The sequence below is a fragment of the Methanothermococcus thermolithotrophicus DSM 2095 genome (genome assembly GCF_000376965.1).
GTDB classification, from domain to species: domain Archaea; phylum AGJL01; class Methanococci; order Methanococcales; family Methanococcaceae; genus Methanothermococcus; species Methanothermococcus thermolithotrophicus.
The window spans coordinates 1-16,062 of the sequence record NZ_AQXV01000046.1; the positions used below are offsets into that span (position 1 = coordinate 1).

Consider the following 16,062-nt stretch of genomic DNA (forward strand, 5'->3'; position numbering starts at 1 on the left):
TTTGCCCTTTCAATTTCTTCCCTTAGTGTTTTTATCTCTTTGTTTAAGTCGATTATTTGAGCTTTTAGTTCATTTATTAGGTTTGACATGTTGTCTATCATCATGTTGATGGTTTTTTGAAGTTTGTTCTGTTTTCCACTTTCATCCATTCTCACTGTTAGATCTCCTTCGGCAACTTTCTGCATAGTCATGGTAAGCTCTTTAAATGTTTGTGCCAGTGCTTTTTTATCTTCAAGTTGTCGTTTGGCCTCTTCTTGCAGGTTTTCAACCAACGTACTCACTTTATCATACAACCTACCTATCTCATCATTGTTGAATTTTATTTTTGGTTCTATTTCCAAATTGCCTTTTATTAATTCGTCCAGAATGTTTTCGAGCTCTCTCAAATATCTTATTATTAAGTGCTCTAAGATGTAATATGCTGCAGCAGAGGACAGTAATGCCAATACTATCAAGCCAATTATTATATTATTTCTCAAGTCATCTACTGGTGCCATTGCCTCGGCTAAGTCGATTTCAGATAATATTCCCCATTTAATTTGCCCACATATTGTTACAGGGGCATATGAGCTCAGTACTGGAACACCCCTATAATCGGTGATTATTTTATGACCTTCTTTTCCTTCAATGGCCAATTTTGCTGTTTCAGTATCTACTTTCAATTTTAATGTTGTTGGTTCATTTGAGAATCTTGAATCAGATCTCATCAATAAATCCTTACCTACCAGGTAAGTTTCACCAGTATCGCCAAGTCCAGTTCTTTCGTTCATTATTTTACTTATCTCATCCAATGGTATTTGAAGAGCTAACACTCCTATTAATTCCCCATCATCATAAACTGGCACCGCCATAAACATTGCAGGTGCGTCGTTGGATGGTGCGTAATGTTCAATGTCAGTTATCTTGAATTTTCCATTTAATGCCTCTTTAAACGCTATTCCTAAACCTGTTGATGCATAAGGCCCGTTTATTAAGTTTGTTGCATAATCCGGTTCTCTACATACTGTATATACTACGTTTCCATTTTTGTCTATTAAAAATAAATCGTAATAGTTATGTTTTTTTGTATATGTTGATAAAATACCATTCCATTTTTTTTCACTCTCTTTATATTCTACTGAATTTATTCCTTTTTTATACGCCTCAGTATAGTCTCTCAGGGCCTTTCTTATTGATGGTAATTCAGAAAGTGTTTCAATGTCTTTTCTTTTAGTATTGAAATATGCTTCAATTTGATTCTTTTTAATGATTTTCACTGCGTCAAGTTTGTTAAACTCTTCATCCAATAAACTGCTTTTTGCTGTATCGTATGAATAAAAACCTGCTACTGTAATAGATAGTATAGACAGCATTGCAGTCATGATTATCAATTTTGTTTTCAATGATACATTTTTTAGTTTGTTCATTGTATCCCCCTTTACCGACTACGCATTTTATCATATGGGATTGATACATTTATAACATTATATCATATATATTTATATTATCTTATGAAAGCAGTATGCAAATATTATACATATTGCAATTTAAGAAATCGTGAAAAATTATACTACAATATACTTTATAAAGATTTTCAATATGGCAATCAAAAAAATAATTATGGCCTATCTATAAATGACGTTATAATAATTTAATGGTAAAAAAGATGGGGTAGTATATCATAGCTCGGCGATATGTTACTTAAGCTCTCCAAATAAACCGAAAGTTTTAGCTTCAGTTATTTTTATGGTTCTAAAGGTTCCAATCTCAGCATCTTCGTTAAACTTAACTGGTTTACAATTTTCAGTTATTCCTTCGTTTTTCCCAGTAACCAATATTTCAAATTTCTCTCCAATATGTTTTTTATTGTTTTCATAGCTCAGTTCTCTTCTTAATTCGTTTAATATCTCAGATCTTCTTTTTCTTATTTTTGTATCCACCTGTTTAAGTCTTGCAGCTTCGGTATATTTTCTTTGGGTGTATTTTGCCCCATGAGTGTAATCTGGCTTTAGTTTTTTCAATATCTCTAAGGTGTTCTCAAATGCTTCCTCTGTTTCAGTTGGAAAACCTACAATAACATCTGTTGTGAAGTTTAGGTTTTTTATCTTTCTTCTGAATTCACTTATTACCGAGATGAATTCATCAACAGTATATTCTCTTTTCATGTCCTTTAAAACTCCGTCATCACCGCTTTGGATTGGCAGATGTAAAAATTTGGTAACCTTGTCGTTTTTATAAGATTCAACCAGTTCGTCTAAAATTTCTAGAGCGTTTTTTGCATGCATCATTCCAATTCTCATTCCAAATTTCCCTTCTATTGAGCATAAATCGTTTATTAGGTTTGGAAGATTATCGTTTCTATCAAAACCATAGCATGCAGTATCCTGGGCGGTAACCAATAGGCATTTTGCACCGTTTTTTATTAGTTCATCGGCTTTTTTTACAATAAATTCTCTGTCGTAAGATATTAACCTACCTCTAGCAACTTTTACAATACAGTAGGAGCATTTTCCAACACATCCTTCACATATTGGAAGAGGTACAATTATTGAATTTTTTGAGGGCTTTAAATATTTCAATTTATCGTTTAAGTTATTGGAATCTATTCCAATTTTACCTATTTTATTTTTATTTCTGTCTTTCGGTATGATTTCTTTTTCTATACGCTCATTGAATAAATTATGGAGCATCTTTCCAGATAAATGGGCTTCTTTAGGCATTATTAAAATATCTGAAATACCTTCTAATTTTTCCCTTAGAGCTTTTGCCATACAACCTGCTACAACAACTTTTTTATTCAATGATCTGAGATACTTTATCCTTGAAATCATTTTATGTTCTGTTTCCAATCTAACTATACAGGTGTTTATAACTACAATGTCGGCATCTTCATCTTTGTCTATTATTTGGAAGTCTTTAAATTCTTTGATGGAATTTTCTATTATCGTGGTATCTGCAGAGTTTAAAGTGCAACCATATCCTTCAACATATATTTTTACAGTCATAATATCTCCCTTATTTTAGAGTCAAAAAGTTAGTAAGTATGGTGGTGTGCATTACTCACATAACTAATGATACAGGTAAATTTTATTTAAACATAAATATACATTGTTAAATTAAATTGGGCTTATTTACTACAGTATTCATTTACAATGTATTGAATGATTTACTTAAATTGCACACCATTATAATATGAAATTTCTTCTAAAAGTTTTAAGAGCTTATATAATATAATTTACAATCTTATCATATCATTATTTTAACAGTTAGTTGGTGAGAGAATATGAATGCAACTGAGGCAATTTATAAGGCAATCAAAAAATCAGGAATAGATTTTATAACTAGTGTTCCATGTGCAAATTTGAGTAATCTTTTAAAACTTGTTGATCAGTGTAGTGAGAAGGAATTAATTCATATTCCTGTAACAAGAGAAGAAGAAGGTATAGGGGTGTGTGCAGGAGCTCACCTGGCTGGGAAAAAAACAGCCATATTAATGCAGAATTCAGGTCTGGGAAATTCAATAAATGCAATAGGTTCCCTCTGTAAAGTTTATCAGATTCCATTAACTATGATAATCAGTCACCGAGGGGATTTAAAGGAAAAAATTCCTGCTCAAATACCTATGGGCCAATGGACTAAGAAATTACTTGAAACTGTTGAAATTCCATATTACTGTCCAAAAACTCCAGAAGAGGCCTATAAACTAGTTATTTATGCTTCTGAGCTTTCAACTACAATGGGATATCCTGTAGCTATTTTATTGGATGGACTTTATTGGGAATATGATTAAAATATTATGTAGTGGAAATCTAAAATATAATTTTATTTTTTCAATAAATCGGCAATTACTGTATCAACACTGACCTTACTGACTTCTGATAGATAGGTATCTGTACCTACAACCTCATCGGCCCCACCCATGTAGAGCTTGTTTAATGCATCCCCAATTAGAACAGGATGGACACAGGATGCCATTACTTTTTTAGCCCCCAGCTCTTTTAACATGCCTATTGCAGTTGCCATTGTTCCTCCGGTGGATATTATGTCATCAACAATTAATACATCCCTTCCATTTACATCTAAATTTTTAGGGGCTATTTTTATTTCAGTTGGTGAAATTCTCGTTTTTTCAAGGTAATCGTATTCACAGCTTAGTACTTCGGAAGCTCTTTTTGCCAACTCAATAGCTCCCCTATCTGGGGAAAGTATGATTGGATTGTCCAATTTATCCTTGAAATATTCTGCCAATTTACCAACTGCGTCCCCGTATATGAATGGAATACTAAAGAACTTTTCAATATGTACTTCATGGGGGTTTATGGTTATAAATCTGTCACAAACAGTTGAATATAACTTTGCTAAAGCCTTAATGCTTATAGGTTCTCCACTGTTGAATTTTTTATCCTGCCTAGCATATGCCAAATAAGGGGCAACTACAGTTATACTTTCTGCACCTTCGTCCCTTAGGGCTTCACATAGTAATATAGTTTCAATTATTGCATCATTTTGGCTACTCTGTGTTTGAATTAAAACAGCATCTTCTCCTTTTACATCACCGTGGATTCTAACATATATTTCTCCATCAGGAAACTTCTTTGATTCAACTCTCATAAGTTTTGAGTTTGATAATTTGGCCACCCTGTAGGCTAAATCTTGGGAATTGGAACCAGTTACTATTATCACTATATCACCTTAAAAATTTTTAGTATATGTAATGCATTATGGTAAAATTTTAAATATGTTAAAAAAATAATTTTAATTTTAACAAGTTGGTTTAAAATTCTTTCAACACCCACCTAAGTGAGGGTTGAAACCGTAAAGATTTTACTCAACTATTACATTTTTACTTTACTCCATTCGTGAGTGAAGGGATTAAATGAAAATCCAATAATGGATTTTCATAGTTCTTCGCTCACTACGTGAGCTCGATATTGTGAAAATTCTTTTAGAATTTTCACTTTATATATTTATTTACCCTATTATCCATAATCAATATGTAGTGAGGTTAGGACATGTATAATTATGACTTTATTGTGATAGGTTCAGGAGTAGGAGGCAGTACTGTCTTAAAGGAGTTGAGTAAATTCTTTCCAGATAAAAGAATACTGTTAATTGAAAAGGGAGATATGCCCCAATATGCAATAGAAGAAGACTGTGTGGATGTACTGTATTCAAACTCCCTTGGTGGTGCTGTGGTATTTTCAGTAGGAAATGCGATTAGGATAAAATTAAAGGACATAAAAATTGAAGATGAAATATATGAAGAGATAGAGAAGGAGTTGAATGTCAGTGCAGTTCCAATGGAATTTATCAACGATACCACAAAAAGATTTTTTGATTTTGGATTTGAAAGGACTCCAAAATATATAGATTTCAGTAAATGTAATAAATGCGGAATGTGTGCCCATAGGCCATGTGATGCAAAATGGACTCCTCTGGATTTTATAAAAAAATCAAATGCCGACATAATAATTAATTGTGAAGTAATTAACATTAAAAAAGACGGAGATATTTTCTCTGTTGAATGTATAGATAGAAATGAGAACAGAAGGAAGATCTTTAAATCCAAAAAAGTTATAGTTTCAGCAGGTGGAATAGATTCACCAAGAATATTGAGCAGTATATTGGATAATGAGCACCTTGGAAAAAATCTCTTTGTAGATACATTTGTTACAGTTGGTGGAATATTAAAAGGAGCAAATTTCAACAAAGAAGTTCCTATGTCTATACATAAAAAATACAAAGATTTTATTCTTGCAACCCATTACTCTATGTTACTCTACGATAGGATCAAAGAATACGAGAATGTAAATAAAGAAGATATAATCGGGTTTATGGTGAAGATAAAGGATGAAAGTGTTGGTGAAGTTGGAAAAGATTATGTAAAGAAACCTATAACAAAAAAAGATGCTCAAATAATGTCTGAAGGAGTTGGAACCGTATCCAGCATGCTTAGTGAAGTTGGGATAGACAGGATATACTCTACAATTCCAAGGGGCTCCCATCCTGGAGGAACCTGTGCAGTTGGAAAGGTTGTAGATAAAAACTTTGAGACAGAGGTGGAGAACCTGTTTGTGTGTGATGCTTCTGTATTCTCCGAAGCTCCAGGAGCTCCACCAATTCTTGCAATAATCGGAATTGGAAAAAAACTTGCCAATTATCTAAAAACTATAAAATCATAAAACTATCCTTATTTAACTATTTAATTATTTTATATTTTTTACTATTTCATCTACGAGATTTTGCAGATTAATGCCTTTTATAACCTCTGCTACAGGTATTCCTAATTCTAAATTTAGTTTATTTATAATGTCCTCCAGATTTTGGTTGTTTGAAGAACCCTGTTTTTCAGAATCTGAGATTGTGGTGGATATATTTTTGCCGTTTAATGTAACGCCGATGACTTTTTTTCCAGTTAAATCTTCCACTAAGTTAATGTTACGTTTTATTTCTTTTGAATCTGCAGTATTTGATGCCAATAGTATAAAATCAGGTCTTGAACCTAATAAGATGGATAAACTAATTACTCCGCCGCCTCTACCAGTTCCAACCTCTAAAGGGTCTGAAAAAATACCAGTCTGTCCTGAAACTATGATAATGTCCTTATTTTCCAAATCAACTTTTTTAATCGCCCCAAATATTGTGGAAGCTACATGACAGGCAGGTATAACCTGAGGGATTACCATTTCATCTGCACCACATATGGCTGACTGAGGTTCAGTTCCTACAATTCCTACGTTGTAGTATTTTTCAAGGCATTTTTTTAAAACCATTGATGTTGTGAATTTTCCACACTGCCGGCCTGTGCCCATTATTGTTATTACCGTTCCATTAATTCCATTTAGTCCCATTTCAGCATAATCTTTTAATTTTTCAAATTTGTTTGGGTCTGAACAATCGAAAACATTTACTCCATACTTTTTAGCGAGCTCCACGAGCTCAGCAAAATCATGAGCTCTGTAGAGTCTTGCCATATTGTATATATTTTTTCCATTTTTTATTTCGTTTTCAATGGTTTTCTTCCAGATATCGATTTCTTCAGGTTCAAGAATTTCCTTAGTCCATATGAATGTGTCATAGTCTCTGTCATCTATTTTTAAATCACTAAATCTCTTGATTCCACTTGAAACTTTGTTTTCATGGGATAATTTAGCCTTTTTAATCATAAAATCCCTTTTGCAATTTAGTAATAATTTTCAAACGTCCTTATGGGAAGGGGTATATAAACTTTTTCATTTAAAGCCAAATAGGTTATTTAATAAATTTAAAATCCCATATAAAATTGAACATTTAGTTTAAAAACATTTTTGGACAAACTGTTAACTATTAAACTCGGATTAATATATGGCATACAGGAGGGAATTTAATGAAAGAAATTATGGATGTAAAAGTCAAAGACATAATGACAAAGGATGTTGTTTCAGTTTCACCAGAAGAAGGTGTGGTTGAAGCTTTTGAAATCCTTCTAAAATATAAGATAAGCTGTTTGCCAGTAGTTGATAACGATAAAAAAGTTATTGGAATAATAACTACTACAGACATAGGTTATAATTTAATAATAGATAAATACACACTTGATACCAGGGTTAGTGATGTAATGACCAAAAACGTTGTTACGGTAAGTCCTGAAGATTCAATTGTTGAGGCAATAAAAAAGATGGATATGTTTGGAAATGGACAGGAAATAATAAATCAACTTCCAGTAACTGATGAAGAAAAAAAATTGGTAGGAATAATCTCTGATGGAGATATTATAAGGGTAATTTCCAAATCATTATAATTATAATTAATATTGAGTTTATTCCATTGGTAGTATTCCTTGTTCTCTACACTCTTTTATATCGATTATTTGCCCATTCCATGGGTCATCATCAATTAATACATCCCAATTTTCCTCGAGCTCTCGGTTACCTTCATTTAAAGCTTCTTCGAAGTTAGCATTTCCAACCATAGTAGTTTCTAATGCTACAATACCATATGCTCCGTTTTCATCAATATCCCATGCAACAAATGCATGTTCGGGAAGTATAATAATGTATGGACGCATCCCTAAAGCTTCAATAGCTGAGGCGAATAATACTGATCCATCAATGCAGTTTGTAGATTTAAGTTTCAATGACTCTTTTGGTAATCGTACTTTCTGAACTACATCTTTTCCATAGGCATTTGACACATCTATATAACTAACTTTATAATCATACTTTAATGCATCATATATTGCCTTAACTTGTGAATTAACATCTTCTGATTGATAACCACTTAAACTTCTCTCAGGATGATATTCTTTTGCTTTACTTAACACTTCCATGATGCTTTCATCTTTTGGAACTACAAAGACCGCAATATATTCATTCATTAGGATATAATTTCCATTATCGTCTTTAATTGCCCATAACATTGTATCCATGGGATAGACGTCAATCATTACAGTTTGTTCGTCGTGAGTTTTCCATTCCCCATTGTTATCATACTCAATTGTATAATGTAAACTGAATTTTGTTTTGGTCTTTATTTTTTCTATTTTATCTTTTATTAAGGGAATTGTTTGATTTATCTCTTTTGTTTCTTTTGGATCCATTGTTTCTGTTGTTACTGCTTTGTTACTATATCCTTGATATTCAGATGTGAGTTTTATGGTTGCTGGCTTATCTCCATTATTGATTATATTAAATGTTATATCCGGCTCTCCAAGTTCATAATGGGTATTGTAAAATGCTAATGGATATGGTCCATAATAAGTAGTTGAGGTGTTAAAACTTACCTCTTTCGAAATAAATTTTAGGGGATTATGAATATCTGATTTTAATGTTTCTTCCCCCTCATAACATTCTAATACTAAACTTTTAAGTGATACCTTTGCATCCTTATTTCCATAATTGACAATTACCAAATGGGATGAATTTAAGGTCGTTCCTTCTCCACTAAATGATAATGTTTTTTCTCTTGATAATTCTGGAATGTATTGGAACTTTTTCCCATTTTGCAAATTATTCAAATTTTCGTCTGTTGGAACAATAAATATATCGATTGGTTCATCGCTCTCTATTTGGAATTTTAAACGCATTTTCTCTGAATTTACATCCCATTTGTAATAATGAACCTCTCCTTTTTCAACAATAAATTTTTCTGGATTGACATCTTCCAAAGATAGTCCTAAATATTCATCTACACAGCCGGTTAAAGCTACAACTGCAAAAACTAAAAATACACCCATTAATAATTTTTTCATTAAATGCCCACCCCTGATGTTTAAAAAAGCTAAAATTAGTTTGGGGTTATTTGTATATAAACTAATATATTTAAAAAGAGTAAAAAATTATATCTGCGTTCTATTGAATTCTTTAATCCATTCTACATTTCCACTCAAAACACATCGTGCAACTGAAACAAAATCGGCATATTTAAGCATATTTTTTGCATCTCCAATGGATCTTATTGAGTTGTTTCCAATAATAATTTTATCTTTAAAGTTGTTTCGCATGGCTTTTAAATAATCCAAATCGGCATAGTCTTTGCCAGGATTAAAACAATCTATGTGTATCCCATGGAAATAATCTTTCACGCAGTTTAAGTTGTATATTAGTTCAGCGACACTAACATAGTTGGCCCTTACCTTTAGAAAAATAGGAGTTTTTAGATTTAAGTCCGATATTTTAACTAAAAAGTTTTTTAATCTTTCATTGTTTTCTTTTTTTAAGAGCTCTTGACCAATACCTAAATCTGTAATTTCTTTCTGCCTACAATGGCAGTTTAATTCAATTATATCGGCGTGTTTTCCAATGGTTTTTATTCTATCCAAACTTTTATCTATATCTATAAACCTTATATTTATCGAAACAAGAGCTCTACTTTCCTTTGCCTTTTTTATTTCAGATACAATCAATTCTTCAAAATCATTCAAGTTATAAACAAACTCTTTTCTGCCTCTTTTAGCAATTTTTTCACTGGCTACTAAAGTTTCCTCATCTAAATTATATGCCCCGATAGTGACGATACCAAATAAACCAGTGCCTAGTTTTTTACAAAAATCCCCGTCAGTTATTCCGGCCATTGGAGCCAAAACTATTTTATTTATATTATTTTTATTCAATACTTGCTGTTCCATATGACCCCCGCCAAATTGAATAAATACAGGTTTTCTTGTTTAATGCTCTCTATGTTATATTGGACACATGTAATTGTAAGCTGTTTTTTTACTATTCTCACCATCTTGTTTGAGTGTACATACAGGACTTTTGGTTTTTCCATCCCTTATGAGCTCCAACCCAACATCTGCAAGATTTGAAGCATCTTCGGCGGTTTTTCCAATACCTATTCCAGCTTTCAATTCTACGCCACAAGAATCTACGATATCATCAAACATATTTAAAAAATCATTCTCAGTCATTCCATTACATGGGCACATAAAGTTGTCTCCACCGATAAAAAATCCCATTGAGTTGTACTTCTTTAATCCCTTTATTAATTTCAACTGCACTTCATGAACATTTAAATATATGTCGTAGGCATTTTCTACATCGGTTAATGTCTTGGTGATGTTGTTAATATCAACGTGTGCCAATTGGACATATCCATTCATCACAAATTCATTTGCAACATCTAAAATCTCTTTTCTATATTCATCTTGAGCACTACCATGTTCTTGAAGTTTTTCAGTAGCCAATTTCTGAGCTTCATACGGAGTTTCTGCTGAAGCTATTACCATGCTAACTGTAAATGGATATCTATTTTTAATACTGTCTTGAATTCTTTTGTGAGTTGTTAAATCTATGCCATTTGTTATTGCAATTAAGTTGTCGAATCTTGTATAGAATACAAGCCCTTTATGGGCACCAAATTGCAGGTTCAAATCACTGTATAATCTTGATTGCAATGCTTGTAAATCGCTTTCTCTTCTTGGTTTTGGGGTAACAGTCCATGGTCCATAGTTGTCTATCTGTATAACCGTTATTTGAATCATCCTATCATCCTATCATCCTATGGGTTGTTATGTCTAATTTTATTATGATTCATACATTATCATTCTTGAAGTACTATAAATATTTAATAATAATTTTTTAAATAAATTTAGAACATAATTGATTTTCTAATGGCTTATTCACAATTTTATATTTCATCAAAGCATTTTATAATATCTTTTGCCAAATTTACTTTATCATTTAACCCCTTCATAATAGTATTTGTGGTTATGACTTCACACCCTATTCTATCTTTTTTATTTTTATCGATATTGTCTATGATCATAGTATCTACTATGTCTTTATAAAATTCATAAACTCCAACAACATCCACATCATACCCCTTTGCATTCATCAACATCCCTGCTGGACCGCTAATGGCACTTTCCCCAACTATTGGAGAAACGACAAAAACAGTTTTGTCCATAAGTGCCTTTTTAATATCTTTAATACTTAAAATTGGTCCTATGGAAGTTATGGGATTAGACGGACCTATCAAAACAAAATCACTATTTTCGATATCATTTAATGCAGCTTCGACAACTCCTGCATAATTTGAATTCTCATAGATAACATCTAAAACATTAACATTACCTCTTCTTTTAATCCAGAAATCATGAAATTTTAGGAGAATCGGAGAGCTACAAAACTGAAGGTTTTGTTCAATCGGAGAGCTACAAAAATCACTTTGTGATTTTTGTTTATCTTCGGATTTGTCCAATGCTAAGATTTTGGTTTCTACATGATCATCTGTCATTGGGTATATTTTCGCCTTAATACCTAATAATTTTCTCTCCATCTCTATGATCTCTGATAACTTATAACCATTTTTAATGAGATGGGTTTTATGCATTTTAAGAGCTCTATCTCTGTCCCCTATTCTAAGAAATTCATCATACTCCAGTTTTTTCAACTGTTCATGGCAGTGAAAAGTATCATTTTTTATTCCATACCATGTTTCCTCATTTATAAGATCTGAAAATGTGTAGAGAACAGTATCCACATCGGGAGAAATATATAGGTCCCCTACCCAAGTATCTTCTCCAGTATTTACTATTACCGAAATGTCTTCTTCATGTAATATGTTTTTTAAACCCTGTATTAATTTTGGGGTCCCAGTTCCTCCAGATAAAACAGTTACTTTCATTACTACACCTTATAATATTTATATTGGTTGCACTAGGGGTTAAACTTAACTCTATTAAATTCTTAAAACTATCGGTTGATTTATGGTTTTGTTTAATTTATTTTGAAAGTATATTATAATATATCGATTATTCGCCAAACGATTAAATCATCATACACAAATTTCTTTTCTTATATTTTTTCTCCCATTATATTTTTTACAAAGATTTTTCAATTTTTCAGCGTTTTTAAAGTATATTTTATTGTTCTGGATTTCATCCAGGGCTTCTTCAAGTTTGTTGTCCAAATCCTTATGCGATAATGCTATTCCACATTTCAATTCATCTATCTTCTTAGCATTATTTTCCTGTTCTGGATGATCCAAATCAGGAATAGTTACAATAGGTTTTCCAAAACTTATGGCTTCCATGAGTGTAGAATGCCCTCCATGGCACACTATAAAAGAGCAGTTTTTTATCAAGTCCTCCATATCGGTAACTAAAGGTATAATTTCTACGTTTTTAGATTTTATTTTATTCAGTTTTTTTGCGACCTCATGGCTACCACAAACCATTTTTACCTTTAAATTTTTCTTTTCTGCTATTTTGTTTAATAGCTCTAGTATTCTAAATCTATACTCAAAACCGCCTATTACGCATAGAATATAATCCCTAGAATTGTCATTCTTACTTTTATTGGGCTCAAATTTGTTAGATTCATCGTACAGGGAATATCTAATTAAGGGACCAACGAATACTAAATTATCAATTGCTTTTAAATTATATTCGCATATGGTATAGGGTAAAGGTAAATCTGGAATAATAACCCTTTCAGCAGATTTATTTATAATATTTAACAGTTCCATAACCGGATAAATAATAATTCTCTCTTTTTTATTAGTTTTAGTGTAATTTTGATTTGTTATAATATAGTACGGTTTTTTTAAAAATTTCGATGCCATAACTGTACTATATTTACAGTCCGATATAATCACATCTGGATCGTAGGTTTTTATTATTTCTACCTCTCTTTTTACGGCTTTTGCAGGGTTATAATCTTTATTAAATATACTCTTTTTAATATCGAACTTTCCATTATTCCCTGTTAGTTTTATCTCAGGATAGGTTTCAAAAACTTCATAATTAGACATCTCTATGAAGTTCTTACTTTTGCCGTAAGCTATGAATTTTACGTCGTGTTCTTTTGATAATTCCTCCCCTATTGCAATGCATCTTGTCGTGTGACCAAACCCTTCGCCACACACCGAAATCAGTATTTTCATAGGGTTCACCACATTATATTGTATGAGATTCGTAATCTAAGTCATTTATAAAACTGTCTTTTTTAATTAAATAGCCTATCCTTTCAAGTTTCTCTTCTTGAACGTCATACTTGTAAAAAAGAGGTACTCCTGTAGGAATGTTAAGTTTTGGGATCTCTTCAGTACTTAAGTTTTCGATATATGATACTATGGATCTTAAACTATTCCCATGAGCCGAAACTATTATGTTTTTATCCTTTTGGAGCTCAGGTATTATGTTTTCTTTAAAGTATGGTACGGTTCTTTTAGAGGTATCTTTAAGGGATTCTCCACCGGGAGGGGCAATATCGTAACTTCTCCTCCATAAAAAGACTTTTTCCTTTCCGTAAATCTTACTAGCTTCATCCTTGTTTATACCTTGGAGTTTTCCATAATACCGTTCATTTAATCGCCACGACTTATAGACTGGGAGATAATTTTTTCCATTTTCCGATGAATCTTCGATTTGTGAGTCTGAAATTTCTCGAATTTTGTCTAGATTATCATATATTTTCCCCCAATCTTTCATCTTGCCGCTTTCGTGTTCAATTTTAGGAAATCCTGAAGCTATGTTTTTTGACATCACTATCATAAGCGTCTGCATAGCCCTTATCAATTCCGAGGTATGTGCGATATCAAATTTATAATTTTTTAGGAGCTCCCCGGCTTTTATAGCTTCATTTAGTCCATTTTCACTTAATGGAACATCCACCCACCCTGTGAAAAGATTTAATTTGTTCCATATACTTTCGCCATGTCTGATTAATACTAAATAAGGCATAGAATCACCTGAATTGGAATATAATAATTTAATTATTTTCTACATACTTTTTAGCGTATCTATAGGGAATATTATATTTTTCAACAGGTATTTGTTTAGACCATAACTGAGTTTTTGCCTCATCTAATGCCTGATCAAAATCCCCGCCATTTATTCTGTAGAGCTCTTTAGTTTTTTTAAGGACTAAAATATCCACTGCAACAGTTATACTACTTTTAATTGGATCATCCTCAAGGTAGATTACAGTTTTTCCAGCGGTAATAACTGGTATATCTAAGTACTTTGACAGTAATAATGCCGCTGGAGTATTTTTAGTTATTAGAATTCCTTCATCTGTGCTAGTGCTTATGTTGGCCTTGGTATATCCAAATTCACATATATCGGGATTATAGCAGTATTTTGAATTCACATCAGCTTTTTCCAATATCACTATTTTGCCAGGAATTTCTCGAATTTGATTTTTTCTATATGTGCCAAAATATTTTTTTCCATAGTATCTATTTGAAGTGTATATTTTAACGCGGTCATTTTCATAAACTCTAATGGTATTTCCAGGATCTAAAACCAATATAAGTCCATAGACTGGAACATAATCATTTGAAACCGTTACAACTTCATTAAATTTATATCCGTTAACAATACATAACCTTTCAGAGTCATTTGGATCATTTATGTATGTTTTTAGTAGTTGTTCATTGGTTTTTATTCTATCAGTTCCCCAAACTCTTATTACATTTCCATATTGCATTAAATCATTTTCAACATCTTCTGAAACAGCCAAGTGGCCGCCCACAATAACTATTTTTTCAGGATTCACGGATTTTATTATATTTTCCACGTCAGGATTTAATCGGTCTCCATCCGTTTGAAGTATAATTCCTCCCGAAATATGGGCATAGTCAACTGCAGTTATATAATCTGGCCAGTTTTCATTAGTGATAATAACAACATTCGACAATGAAGGCTTTTCGCCTATTTTGATAGCAGTATTGGGGGTTAAACTGGATAAAAAAATCAAAAAAATAATTAATAAAATATTCTTATGGTCCATAACAATCACCTTTGAAGTCGTCAGATATGACTATCTTGTTTATTCTGCCTATTTTGACCTTTCTTATTATTCCCCTCTGTTCAAGGTCAGACACCATTCTTGAAATTTTTGGCTTGGTCATTCCGGTTATTTCAACAAGGTCTTTCTGTGTTATATCACCATGTTCTTTTATTAGTCCAATTATCATTTTTTCTTCATCTGTAAGTATATTCATCAGTGTTTCGCTTCTATTTTTCTCGTAATCTTCGATTTTCTTTTTTAAGATCTTTATCTGTTCTTCTTTTTCCTTCAATTTTTCACTTAATGTTTTTATTTCTTTTTGATATTCTTCAATTAAATTTCTACAGTTGATCAATTCTTTTATTTTTTCCTCTTTTTCCTTAATTTCTTTTTTTAGTTTATCGGTTAGTTCATTGTTCTTTTCCCTTTCCTTTTCACAGTTTGTTCGTAGATCCTCTATTTCGGAATTTAATTTTTCAACTTTACTCTCATAATTATCTATTTTTTTCTTTAGATCTTCTGATTCATCTACGATGAGCTCATTTATTTCTTCCAGTCTTCTAATTTCCTTTTCTTTATTGGCTAAATTTACATTTAATAGTTCCAACTCCTTATGCAGGAGCTCTATTTGGGAGTTCAATTCATAAATTTCTTTTTTGTTTCTTCTGTTATTCCTAATGTGTCTTATTATTAAAAATCCTGAAAATAAAACCAAGCCACCAATTATGAAATAAAGTATATTTTGGTTTTGGCCTTCCGGAGTTAATACTACATAAGTTACTGTTGTTGTAAAGTATTTCTCAGTACCATCGAGCTCCCTTTCCCACTTTATGAAAATTCTCTTTCCATCGGTATCAATAACATAATC

General features: G+C 31.9%; 15 protein-coding genes. 3 read left to right on the forward strand and 12 right to left on the reverse strand.

Going from position 1 to position 16,062, the window contains the following annotated elements:
• Together F555_RS0104210 and F555_RS0104215 are read right to left on the reverse strand one after the other, a co-directional pair.
• On the reverse strand, nt 1–1,406 hold a 1,406-nt coding region (locus F555_RS0104210; RefSeq protein ID WP_018153970.1), incomplete at its 3' end, for a HAMP domain-containing protein.
• A 270-nt stretch (nt 1,407–1,676) separates the two neighbouring features.
• A complete protein-coding gene (locus tag F555_RS0104215; protein ID WP_018153971.1) occupies nt 1,677–2,984 on the reverse strand; it encodes a tRNA (N(6)-L-threonylcarbamoyladenosine(37)-C(2))-methylthiotransferase in 1,308 nt (435 codons plus the stop codon).
• A gap of 278 nt (nt 2,985–3,262) precedes the next feature.
• On the opposite strand from F555_RS0104215, the gene comD reads away from it, so the two are divergent.
• A complete protein-coding gene (gene comD, locus F555_RS0104220) occupies nt 3,263–3,769 on the forward strand; it encodes a sulfopyruvate decarboxylase subunit alpha (protein ID WP_018153972.1) in 507 nt (168 codons plus the stop codon).
• Nucleotides 3,770–3,801: 32 nt separating this feature from the next.
• Here comD and F555_RS0104225 read toward each other — a convergent pair whose 3' ends face one another.
• A complete protein-coding gene (locus F555_RS0104225) occupies nt 3,802–4,662 on the reverse strand; it encodes a ribose-phosphate diphosphokinase (protein ID WP_018153973.1) in 861 nt (286 codons plus the stop codon).
• Between the two features lie 329 nt (nt 4,663–4,991).
• On the opposite strand from F555_RS0104225, the gene F555_RS0104230 reads away from it, so the two are divergent.
• Nucleotides 4,992–6,161 (forward strand): GMC family oxidoreductase N-terminal domain-containing protein, encoded by a 1,170-nt coding sequence (locus tag F555_RS0104230; RefSeq protein WP_018153974.1) that lies wholly within the window; start codon nt 4,992–4,994, stop codon nt 6,159–6,161.
• Between the two features lie 24 nt (nt 6,162–6,185).
• Here F555_RS0104230 and F555_RS0104235 read toward each other — a convergent pair whose 3' ends face one another.
• Nucleotides 6,186–7,145: a DUF1611 domain-containing protein gene (locus F555_RS0104235; RefSeq protein ID WP_018153975.1), complete on the reverse strand. Its 960-nt coding sequence runs from the start codon at nt 7,143–7,145 to the stop codon at nt 6,186–6,188.
• 200 nt (nt 7,146–7,345) lie between these two features.
• Here F555_RS0104235 and F555_RS0104240 point away from each other — a divergent pair, with 200 nt between their 5' ends.
• Entirely contained in the window at nt 7,346–7,759 is a 414-nt protein-coding gene (locus F555_RS0104240; RefSeq protein WP_018153976.1) for a CBS domain-containing protein, read from the forward strand.
• 18 nt (nt 7,760–7,777) lie between these two features.
• On the opposite strand, the gene F555_RS0104245 is transcribed toward F555_RS0104240, so the two are convergent.
• From F555_RS0104245 to F555_RS09685, 8 genes are all read right to left on the reverse strand, one after another.
• On the reverse strand, nt 7,778–9,208 hold the full coding sequence (locus F555_RS0104245; RefSeq protein ID WP_018153977.1) for a hypothetical protein: 1,431 nt from the start codon (nt 9,206–9,208) through the stop codon (nt 7,778–7,780).
• 87 nt (nt 9,209–9,295) lie between these two features.
• Complete coding sequence (locus tag F555_RS0104250) at nt 9,296–10,084, reverse strand: MJ0144 family RNA dihydrouridine synthase-like protein (RefSeq protein WP_018153978.1); 789 nt, start codon at nt 10,082–10,084, stop codon at nt 9,296–9,298.
• Nucleotides 10,085–10,138: 54 nt separating this feature from the next.
• The gene (locus F555_RS0104255; RefSeq protein WP_018153979.1) at nt 10,139–10,939 is read right to left on the reverse strand and encodes a GTP cyclohydrolase III; all 801 of its coding nucleotides are present in this window, start codon (nt 10,937–10,939) and stop codon (nt 10,139–10,141) included.
• 146 nt (nt 10,940–11,085) lie between these two features.
• Entirely contained in the window at nt 11,086–12,084 is a 999-nt protein-coding gene (locus F555_RS0104260; RefSeq protein ID WP_018153980.1) for a 2-phospho-L-lactate transferase, read from the reverse strand.
• Between the two features lie 150 nt (nt 12,085–12,234).
• Nucleotides 12,235–13,344: an MJ1255/VC2487 family glycosyltransferase gene (locus tag F555_RS0104265; RefSeq protein WP_018153981.1), complete on the reverse strand. Its 1,110-nt coding sequence runs from the start codon at nt 13,342–13,344 to the stop codon at nt 12,235–12,237.
• A 13-nt stretch (nt 13,345–13,357) separates the two neighbouring features.
• On the reverse strand, nt 13,358–14,143 hold the full coding sequence (locus F555_RS0104270; RefSeq protein ID WP_018153982.1) for a 2,3-bisphosphoglycerate-dependent phosphoglycerate mutase: 786 nt from the start codon (nt 14,141–14,143) through the stop codon (nt 13,358–13,360).
• A gap of 28 nt (nt 14,144–14,171) precedes the next feature.
• Nucleotides 14,172–15,194, reverse strand: a complete 1,023-nt coding sequence (locus tag F555_RS0104275; protein WP_018153983.1) for a cell wall-binding repeat-containing protein — start codon at nt 15,192–15,194, stop codon at nt 14,172–14,174.
• On the reverse strand, nt 15,184–15,408 hold the full coding sequence (locus F555_RS09685; protein WP_394296279.1) for a helix-turn-helix transcriptional regulator: 225 nt from the start codon (nt 15,406–15,408) through the stop codon (nt 15,184–15,186). The genes F555_RS0104275 and F555_RS09685 overlap by 11 nt, the downstream gene beginning before the upstream one ends.
• Nucleotides 15,409–16,062: the final 654 nt, after the last annotated feature.

Excerpts from the sequence above, each read along its gene's own strand:
- F555_RS0104215 (WP_018153971.1), bottom strand. The coding sequence starts at position 2,984 with ATGACTGTAAAAATATATGTTGAAGGATATGGTTGCACTTTAAACTCT.
- comD (WP_018153972.1), top strand. The coding sequence starts at position 3,263 with ATGAATGCAACTGAGGCAATTTATAAGGCAATCAAAAAATCAGGAATA.
- F555_RS0104230 (WP_018153974.1), top strand. The coding sequence starts at position 4,992 with ATGTATAATTATGACTTTATTGTGATAGGTTCAGGAGTAGGAGGCAGT.
- F555_RS0104235 (WP_018153975.1), bottom strand. The coding sequence starts at position 7,145 with ATGATTAAAAAGGCTAAATTATCCCATGAAAACAAAGTTTCAAGTGGA.
- F555_RS0104240 (WP_018153976.1), top strand. The coding sequence starts at position 7,346 with ATGAAAGAAATTATGGATGTAAAAGTCAAAGACATAATGACAAAGGAT.
- F555_RS0104245 (WP_018153977.1), bottom strand. The coding sequence starts at position 9,208 with ATGAAAAAATTATTAATGGGTGTATTTTTAGTTTTTGCAGTTGTAGCT.
- F555_RS0104250 (WP_018153978.1), bottom strand. The coding sequence starts at position 10,084 with ATGGAACAGCAAGTATTGAATAAAAATAATATAAATAAAATAGTTTTG.
- F555_RS0104255 (WP_018153979.1), bottom strand. The coding sequence starts at position 10,939 with ATGATTCAAATAACGGTTATACAGATAGACAACTATGGACCATGGACT.
- F555_RS0104260 (WP_018153980.1), bottom strand. The coding sequence starts at position 12,084 with ATGAAAGTAACTGTTTTATCTGGAGGAACTGGGACCCCAAAATTAATA.
- F555_RS0104265 (WP_018153981.1), bottom strand. The coding sequence starts at position 13,344 with ATGAAAATACTGATTTCGGTGTGTGGCGAAGGGTTTGGTCACACGACA.
- F555_RS0104270 (WP_018153982.1), bottom strand. The coding sequence starts at position 14,143 with ATGCCTTATTTAGTATTAATCAGACATGGCGAAAGTATATGGAACAAA.
- F555_RS0104275 (WP_018153983.1), bottom strand. The coding sequence starts at position 15,194 with ATGGACCATAAGAATATTTTATTAATTATTTTTTTGATTTTTTTATCC.
- F555_RS09685 (WP_394296279.1), bottom strand. The coding sequence starts at position 15,408 with ATGAATATACTTACAGATGAAGAAAAAATGATAATTGGACTAATAAAA.